Genomic DNA, 7,732 nt, shown 5'->3' with positions numbered 1-7,732 from the left:
GCTGAGCGTTTTGCATGCGGACCCGCCGAACGGGGGCGATCGGCGGGAACGGCCGGGTACGGCGCGTCGGCAGACGACGCCAGACCCGACGTCAGCCCACCACGCTCAATTATTGGCCTTGGCGCGGTGCCGCACCACCCGCCCGGCCCGAACTCCCGTGGCCTTCCCGTCACGAACCGCCACGGTGCCGTTCACAATCACCGTCTCGATCCCCACCGGATACTGGTGGGGTTCGGTGAAAGTGGACTGATCCTTGACCGTGGCCGCGTCGAACACGACCACATCGGCCATCGCGCCGACACGCAGCACACCGCGGTCGGACAGCGCCAGTCGCTGCGCCGGCATCTGGGTCATCTTGTGAATAGCGGTCTCGAGCGACATCAGCTTCTGCTCACGCACGTACACACCGAGCACACGCGGGAACGTGCCATAGGCACGCGGATGTGGATGCCCGTCACCGGGGCGCGACAAACGGCCATCGCTGGCGATCATCGTCTGCGGGTGCGTCATGATGCGGCGCACGTCTTGCTCGTCGAGCACATGATAGATGGCATTGCCGCCACCCTTGAGCATGGCCTGCAGCACGAGCTGCGCGCCGTTCTCCGGCGTGGACGCCAGCTTTTCGCGTGTCGCCCAGTCCTTGAGCGTCTTGCCTTCGAGGGAACGATCCCACGGCACGCGCGAGAACTGCACACGCGCCAGGTCACCGCCGCCACGATCGTTCAGGATGTTGTCCACGATGCCGCGCAGAATGCTGTCCTTGAGCGCCGGCACAGCCAGTCGCTTGCGAAACTCGGCGTCACCACCGGCCATCGCCCAGCTGGGCACCAGTACGCTGATGCCAGTGTGCGTGGCCGTGTACGGGTACTGGTCGATCATCACATCGATGCCGGCTTTGCGCGCGCTGTCCACCATGGCCAGAGTCACCACGCTCTTGCCCCACATCTGCTGGCCCACCGCCTTGTGATGGGTGAGCACCACGGGAATCTTCGCGCGCCGGCCAATTTCCATCGCCTCGCCCACACCGTCGAGCAAGCCGATGCCTTCCTTGCGCAGGTGCGACGTGTAGATGCCGCTGCTGTCGCTCGCCGTCTGCGCGAGCGCCACGACTTCGTCCACGTTGGAATACGTGCCCGGCAGGTACAGCAGGCCGGTGCTCAGTCCAAAGGCACCCTGCCCCATCGCCTGCGCCACCAGCCCCTTCATGCGGGCCAGCTCCGCCGCATTCGGCGCACGCGCCGCCATGCCGAGCACCTGACGCCGGATTTCATTGTGACCAACGAGATAGGCCACGTTGATGCCGGGCTTGGTCGTGGTCACCGAGTCGAGATACGGCGCGAGCGGCAGCGGCGAACTGCCATCAGGGCCGCCCACGGCGAGGGTCACCCCTTGCCGCAACGCGCTCTCCATGAGCGGGAGTTGCAGCAGTGGCTCGAGGTGCGCGTGCAGGTCGATGAAACCCGGTGACACCACACGCCCGCGTGCTTCGATCACCGTGCGGGCGCGATTGCGCGGCAGGTTGGCGGCAAGCGCGACAATGCGATCGCCGCGAAGTCCAACATCCAGCATACGGGGTGCGCTGCCCGTCCCGTCGATGACCGATCCGCCGACGATCAGCACGTCGAACGAATCGGCCGGCGGCTGCAATGGCGAGACCGCCGGAACCGCGGGTTCTGCCTGGCTCTGCTCGGAACCTCGAGGGGAGAGAACCCCGAATGCGAGCAGCCCCAGTGCCGGCAGGACGAACAGCGCACGCGCCGCCATCAGCGCACCGCGATCAGTTCCACGTCAAACACCAGCGTGGCATTGGGAGGAATGGAGCCCGAGCCGGTGCGACCGTAGCCGAGCGCCGAGCCGATCACGAGCTTGCGACGACCACCGACCTTCATACCGGCAACGCCCTGATCCCACCCCTGAATCACCTGACCCACGCCAAGCGTGATGGTGATCGGGCCACGCCCCACGCTGGTGTCGAAACGGTTGCCGTTCACCAGCCAACCCGTGTAGTGCAGATCCATGGAACGTCCGGCGATCGCGTCGGCGCCCGTGCCCACTACGAGGTCCTGGACGAACAGATTGTCGTTCTTGCGGGTCATCTGCGCGATGTTCACGCCCAGCGAAGACGCGTAGACCTCAACGGCCGGATTGGACGGGATGTCCGGCGTCGAATCGGAGCCACAACCGGCAGTGAGAAGCACGGCGCCGACCAACGGCGCCACTCGGCGAATCAGGGTACGAAACATGTCGGATACAGTGGGTCTGCGATGCAAAGGGCACCGCACCGTCGCGTCGCCGGCAACGCCAGGGCTCACGCGACTCCTGCTTGGGATACCAGTGCCTGAAAGATACCGTCACGACGACGGTTCCACAGCGCGGAAGTCCGGATTCGGACCATTGCCGAGACACGGGAATGTCACTGATACCCAATGCCGCGCTGGCGAGGTTGCGTGATGGTCGGGGGTCACGTACGCTCCGCACCATGACCGAGAGCGCCACCGATCTGGGACCACCGCTGTTTGCCGACGGGCGCCACCGGGAACCCACTGCCGAACGGGTGGCCGCCGCCAGCCACTTCATCCTCGAACTCGCCCGCGCGCTGCACCAGCACGGCACGCCCGCGCACCGGCTCGAGTCGGCCCTCTCGGCTGCGGCCCAACAGCTCGGGCTCGAAACGAACTTCATGTCCACCCCCACCAGCATCATGGTGGGCATCGGTCCCATCGATCAGCAGCAGGTACACCTGCTGCGGGTGGAGCCGGGCGACACGAATCTTGGCCACCTGGCCACACTTGGTGAGATCACGCGGCAGGTGGTGGATGGTGAAATCTCCACCCGCGCCGGTCTCGCGCAGATCCATGCGCTGAAAAACGAGCCACCGCGCTACAAGGCCTGGCTCGTGCCGGTGGCCTTTGTGATGTCGTCGGCGGCCGTGGCGTGTTTCCTCAAGGTGCGCACCGGCGACCTGCTCGTGGCCTCGCTGCTCGGTCTCGTCACAGCGGCGGTGTCGATTCTGGCCGGGCGCCGCGAAACCACGCGCCATGTGACCGAACCGCTGGCGGCGTTCGTGGTGACGGCACTCGCGTTCACGCTCGACGGCGTGCTGCACACCAATACCGGGTACGCGACCTCACTTGCGGGACTCGTGATCATGTTGCCGGGTCTCACGTTCACCGTGGCGCTCACCGAACTGTCTACCCGCCACCTGTCGTCGGGAACAGCGCGTTTGAGCGGGGCGCTGGTCACGTTTCTCGGCCTCGGCTTCGGACTCGCATTGGGTGCCAAGGCTGGCGGCGCGCTGGGCAAGGACCTGAGCCACGTGTTGCCGATGCTGGCCGATGTCTCATCGCGCGCGCCGCTGCCGTGGTGGGCCGAATGGGTGGCGCTGCTGGTGGCCCCGCTGGCGTTCATGGTGCTGCTCAAGGCGCAGCCGAAACACGCCCTGCCGATCATGGTTGCGGCGGCGGCCGCGTACCTCACATCGAAGTTTGCCGGTGCCGCCATGGGTGAAGAACTCGGCGCATTCCTCGGTGCCATGGTGGTGAGCGCGGGCAGTAACCTGTTCGCGCGCATGAAGCGCAGAGTGGCGATGGTCACGCAGGTGCCCGGTCTGCTCATCCTCGTGCCCGGATCCATCGGGTTTCGCTCGGTCACGTCACTGCTCGGTGCGGAAGTAGAGACCGGCGTGGCTACTGCGTTCCGTGTGGCGATCATCGGCATTTCCCTCGCAGCCGGATTGCTCGCCGGCAACGTGGTGACGCGGTCGGTGAATCGCGTGCGCATCTGATGCCCGTGCGGCCGCGCGAGACTTTGCCGACGGGCGCACTGCAGCTCGATGCGGCGCCGCTGCTTTCGCAGCTCGGTGGCAGTGTGTTGCGCAGCGCACCGGTAGACGATGCACTCATGAGTAACGCCGGCATTCGTGCGCTCATCGAAGGCGGGCACCTGCACGAAGCAGAAGGCGAGCTCGCCCTGTCGATGCAGGAAGGCCGCCGCGGAACGTTCGTGGCCGGTCGTATGGCTCTGCGGCAGGCGATGCGTGAAGGTGCGGCCGCTTCCTGGACGGATACGCTGCATACCACACCGTTCCTGCGCACGTTGCGTGGCGCACCACACTTGCCCGATGCGGTCACCGGATCGGTGAGTCACAAGCGCACGCTGGCGCTGGCCGCGGTGGCCTCGCGCGGCCTCACCACACCGGTTGGCCTCCTCGAGCATGTGGGCGTGGACCTCGAGCGGCGCCCCACTGCCACCGATCTCTCCCGTCCCTCCATCGCCACTCGCATTCTCACGCCGCAGGAAACCGACTGGCTGCGCATGGCCGCCGACAATCCGCTGCGTGAGCGTGAAGCCGTGCTGGTGCACTTCGCCGTGAAGGAGGCCATCTACAAGGCCATCGATCCCTTCGTGCACCGCTATGTGCGCTTCACCGAGGTCGAACTCGATCGACCGGTGGACGCCGACAGCGGAGAGGCGACCGTGAAGCTGCTGCTGCCGGAACTGCAAACTGGCGAAGTGGCCGTGCGCGCGCAGTGGCATCTCGACGGCGACTGGATCGTCGCCACGGCCTACAGCGCGCGGGCGGGCGAGCTGGTCGGACCCAACGGGACACGGCTGCGGTAGATTTCCGCTATGGCCAACCTTCTCCGACCGGGCAATCTCGCACTCGCCGTGGTGGCGCTGTCGTGCGCTGTGCTGGTGGCACGCCGAGCGACCGCCGAGCGCCGCACCGTATCGTTGGCTGACCTCGCCGTGGATCACGGCGTGGTGGTGGGCACCGATACAGCGCCCGAAGCAGCGCCGCGTCTGCAGGACGTGTTGAGCGCCTTCAAGGTGAAGGACCTGAACGGCAAGACGGTGCCGCTGGTGCTGGAAGGTCAGCCCACCATCGTGATGATCAACTCGCGCACCTGCCCCTGGTGCAAGAAGTCGCTCAAGGACATCGGTGAGTTGTCTCGCGGCCGTCCGTTGCCGCGTCTCACAGTGCTCACGCTCGAAGGCGCCGCCGAAGCGGAGCCTATGCTGGCCCTCGAGAAGATCACCGGCGCCACGCTGGTGGGGCCGGTGGGCACGTCAGAGCAACTGCTCAAATCATTCCGCAACACCGGCACGCCCACGTTCATCGCGGTCGATCGCAACGGGCGCGTGGTGCGTACGATGCCCGGCTATCCGATCATCGAAGAGATGAAGCATTGGCACGCCGTCATGCTGGGTGAGACGGAAGTGCCCTGATTCTGCGGGCGTCCAGCACGACCAGCACCGCGAAGATGGTGATCGTCACCGCCGACACGGCACACCACGGGCAGAAGCCCTTGAGCACGACGAACTCGCCATACTTGAGGCGAAGGGTGAACAGCACCGCGGGCCATACCATCAGCTGCAGCAGTTGATTCGGCCACTTCGCGTCTTCGAACTGCGGCAGTGAACCGATCACCGCGGTGAGGAAGATGAGCGTGTATCCCACCGCTCCGATCAGGGCCACATCAATGCCCAGGAACCAGCCATAGCGGCTGCCCTGCACGTAGGCGCAACCACCCGCGCCCGAGCATGACAGCGAGCCGGTGAGGCCCAGCTTCCAGAGGTGCAGGTACAGCGCCACCATCGCGTTCGCCAATGCCGCGACGGCCATGAACTTGCGAATGTTCACCGGAGGTTCACCGAGATGAGCAGGAAGTGCCGTGATGTGGGACGCGCTCGCGTCGGCCGTCCCCTATCGCACAAGATCGCCTCCCCGTACCTTCGCGCGCCATGACGTCCGATCCCAAGTCCTCCGCGCTGGCCGCCACGCGGCGGCTCGCGGCCCAGCGGTGGCGCACGGCCCTGCTGCTCACGATCACGATGGTCGTGATCTACTTCGGCTTCATCCTGTTGGTGGCCTTCAACCCGGCGCTGCTCGGTCGCCGTATCGGTGAAGGCCTGTCCTTGGGCATCGTGCTGGGCGCCCTGGTGATTGTGGCCGCCTGGCTGCTCACTTTCGCCTACGTGTCATGGGCGAACCGCACCTACGATCCGGCGCTCAAGGCGCTCCGTGAGCAGCACAGCGCCGCTGCCGGAGGGATTGTATGACGGGTCTCCTACAAGCTGCGGCGACCAAATTCGGCACACCCGATCCGGTCGCGATTGGCTTCTTTGCCGTGTTCATCGCCATCACGCTGGGCATCACCTGGTGGGCTGCACGTCGCACGCAGACAGCCGAACACTTCTATGCCGCTGGCCGCTCGGTCACCGCCGGCCAGAACGGGTTCGCGCTGGCCGGTGACTATATGAGCGCGGCGTCGTTCCTTGGCATCGCAGGCCTGGTGTCCACCAGCGGCTTCGATGGCTTGATCTATTCCACGGGCTGGCTGGTGGGATGGCCGATCGTGCTGTTCCTCATTGCAGAACCGCTGCGCAATCTGGGACGGTACACATTCGCGGACGTCGTGGCGGCCCGTCTCGACCCGGTGCCGGTGCGTATCAGTGCAGCCTACGGTACGCTGGCCACGATCGCGTTCTACCTCATCGCGCAGATGGTGGGCGCGGGAAGTCTCATCCGCCTGCTCTTCGGCATCCCGTACGAGACCGCGGTCATCATCGTCGGCCTGGCCATGATGGCCTACGTGCTCTTTGGCGGCATGCTGGCCACCACGTGGGTGCAGATCGTGAAGGCGGTACTGTTGCTTGGTGGTGCGGCACTGCTGGCCACGCTGGTGCTGGCGCGCTTCGGATTCGACCCACGCGCACTGTTCGCGGCAGCGGCACAGCAGTACGGCGATCGTGTGCTCGCGCCGGGATCCTTGGTGTCGAACCCGCTCGATGCGCTGTCGCTCGGCCTCGCGCTGATGTTCGGCACGGCCGGGTTGCCACACATTCTCATGCGCTTTTACACCGTCCCGGATGCCGGTGCCGCACGCAAGTCGGTGTTCATCGCAACGGGGCTGATCGGCCTGTTCTACCTCATGACCTTCGTGCTGGGCTTTGGTGCGATGGTGCTGGTCACGCCAGAGGTGATCAAGTCCATCGACGCGGGCGGCAACATGGCGGCGCCCATGCTGGCCGAGTTGCTGGGTGGCCGCGCCTTCCTCGGATTCATTGCGGCCGTGGCGTTCGCGACCATTCTCGCGGTGGTGGCCGGGCTCGCACTTTCGGGAGCGGCCGCCATCTCGCACGACCTCTGGTCGAGTGTCATTCGCAAGGGCCATCCGAAGCCTGGTGAGGAGCTCAAGGTGGCGCGGCTGGCCACCATCGCACTGGCACTGGTTGCCATAGCGCTGGGCGTGGCCTTCAAGGGGCAGAACGTCGCCTTCATGGTGGGCCTCGCCTTTGCGATCGCGGCCAGCGCCAACTTCCCGGCGCTGGTGCTCAGCGTGTTCTGGCGCCGTACCAGCACTATCGGCGCCGCCTCGAGCATGGTGGTGGGCACAACGGCCACGCTGGTGCTGATCGCGCTGTCTCCCGCCGTGCAGGTGGATCTGCTGCACAAAAGCGCGGCGATCTTTCCGCTCAAGAACCCGGCGTTGGTGACCATCCCGCTCTCGTTCCTGACGGGCATCGCTGTGTCGCTGCTGACACCGGACCGGGAGTCGGCCGCGCGGTATGCGGCGCTCGAGACGCGCCTGTTGCTGGGCGAGGAATGACCGGCTGATTGCTCCGCAGGGCGTGTCCGAACGGTGACCTGTAGCGCATCAGGGCGGCAGGTCGTTCCTCTTCTCGTGACCTGCGCACATCAGCAAGCGGACGTTTTTTCCGGCATGCC

At 65.9% G+C, this 7,732-nt stretch carries 8 protein-coding genes; 5 read left to right on the top strand and 3 right to left on the bottom strand.

The features are described from left to right. Positions 1 to 105: 105 nt before the first annotated feature. Both VGE27_RS19095 and VGE27_RS19090 read right to left on the bottom strand, forming a co-directional pair. On the bottom strand, positions 106 to 1,764 hold the full coding sequence (locus VGE27_RS19095) for a D-aminoacylase (RefSeq protein ID WP_331051271.1): 1,659 nt from the start codon (positions 1,762 to 1,764) through the stop codon (positions 106 to 108). Further along, the gene (locus VGE27_RS19090; protein WP_331051270.1) at positions 1,764 to 2,243 is read right to left on the bottom strand and encodes an FKBP-type peptidyl-prolyl cis-trans isomerase; all 480 of its coding nucleotides are present in this window, start codon (positions 2,241 to 2,243) and stop codon (positions 1,764 to 1,766) included. The genes VGE27_RS19095 and VGE27_RS19090 overlap by 1 nt, the downstream gene beginning before the upstream one ends. A gap of 167 nt (positions 2,244 to 2,410) precedes the next feature. Between VGE27_RS19090 and VGE27_RS19085 the strand changes: the two genes are divergently transcribed. The 3 genes from VGE27_RS19085 to VGE27_RS19075 are packed head-to-tail and all read left to right on the top strand — an operon-like array spanning position 2,411 to position 5,229. Further along, positions 2,411 to 3,784, top strand: a complete 1,374-nt coding sequence (locus VGE27_RS19085) for a threonine/serine ThrE exporter family protein (RefSeq protein ID WP_331051269.1) — start codon at positions 2,411 to 2,413, stop codon at positions 3,782 to 3,784. After that, a complete protein-coding gene (locus tag VGE27_RS19080; protein WP_331051268.1) occupies positions 3,784 to 4,620 on the top strand; it encodes a 4'-phosphopantetheinyl transferase family protein in 837 nt (278 codons plus the stop codon). Before VGE27_RS19085 ends, VGE27_RS19080 begins: the two co-directional genes overlap by 1 nt. A gap of 9 nt (positions 4,621 to 4,629) precedes the next feature. Next, positions 4,630 to 5,229, top strand: coding sequence for a TlpA disulfide reductase family protein (locus VGE27_RS19075; RefSeq protein WP_331051267.1), 600 nt, complete (start codon positions 4,630 to 4,632; stop codon positions 5,227 to 5,229). Here VGE27_RS19075 and VGE27_RS19070 read toward each other — a convergent pair. Continuing rightward, positions 5,201 to 5,644, bottom strand: a complete 444-nt coding sequence (locus VGE27_RS19070) for a vitamin K epoxide reductase family protein (RefSeq protein ID WP_331051266.1) — start codon at positions 5,642 to 5,644, stop codon at positions 5,201 to 5,203. The two genes, VGE27_RS19075 and VGE27_RS19070, sit on opposite strands and share 29 nt — an antisense overlap. A 101-nt stretch (positions 5,645 to 5,745) precedes the next feature. Between VGE27_RS19070 and VGE27_RS19065 the strand changes: the two genes are divergently transcribed. Together VGE27_RS19065 and VGE27_RS19060 are read left to right on the top strand one after the other, a co-directional pair. Beyond that, the gene (locus tag VGE27_RS19065) at positions 5,746 to 6,063 is read left to right on the top strand and encodes a DUF485 domain-containing protein (RefSeq protein WP_331051265.1); all 318 of its coding nucleotides are present in this window, start codon (positions 5,746 to 5,748) and stop codon (positions 6,061 to 6,063) included. Then, positions 6,060 to 7,613: a sodium:solute symporter family transporter gene (locus VGE27_RS19060; RefSeq protein ID WP_331051264.1), complete on the top strand. Its 1,554-nt coding sequence runs from the start codon at positions 6,060 to 6,062 to the stop codon at positions 7,611 to 7,613. The genes VGE27_RS19065 and VGE27_RS19060 overlap by 4 nt, the downstream gene beginning before the upstream one ends. Positions 7,614 to 7,732 lie beyond the last annotated feature (119 nt).

Source organism: Gemmatimonas sp. (assembly GCF_036405635.1).
Classification (GTDB): domain Bacteria; phylum Gemmatimonadota; class Gemmatimonadetes; order Gemmatimonadales; family Gemmatimonadaceae; genus Gemmatimonas.
Note: the sequence above shows the minus strand (reverse complement) of the source record. Positions and strands in the feature narration are given on the sequence as shown.

Excerpts from the sequence above, each read along its gene's own strand:
- VGE27_RS19095 (WP_331051271.1), bottom strand. The coding sequence starts at position 1,764 with ATGGCGGCGCGTGCGCTGTTCGTCCTGCCGGCACTGGGGCTGCTCGCA.
- VGE27_RS19060 (WP_331051264.1), top strand. The coding sequence starts at position 6,060 with ATGACGGGTCTCCTACAAGCTGCGGCGACCAAATTCGGCACACCCGAT.
- VGE27_RS19085 (WP_331051269.1), top strand. The coding sequence starts at position 2,411 with ATGTCACTGATACCCAATGCCGCGCTGGCGAGGTTGCGTGATGGTCGG.
- VGE27_RS19090 (WP_331051270.1), bottom strand. The coding sequence starts at position 2,243 with ATGTTTCGTACCCTGATTCGCCGAGTGGCGCCGTTGGTCGGCGCCGTG.
- VGE27_RS19065 (WP_331051265.1), top strand. The coding sequence starts at position 5,746 with ATGACGTCCGATCCCAAGTCCTCCGCGCTGGCCGCCACGCGGCGGCTC.
- VGE27_RS19075 (WP_331051267.1), top strand. The coding sequence starts at position 4,630 with ATGGCCAACCTTCTCCGACCGGGCAATCTCGCACTCGCCGTGGTGGCG.
- VGE27_RS19080 (WP_331051268.1), top strand. The coding sequence starts at position 3,784 with ATGCCCGTGCGGCCGCGCGAGACTTTGCCGACGGGCGCACTGCAGCTC.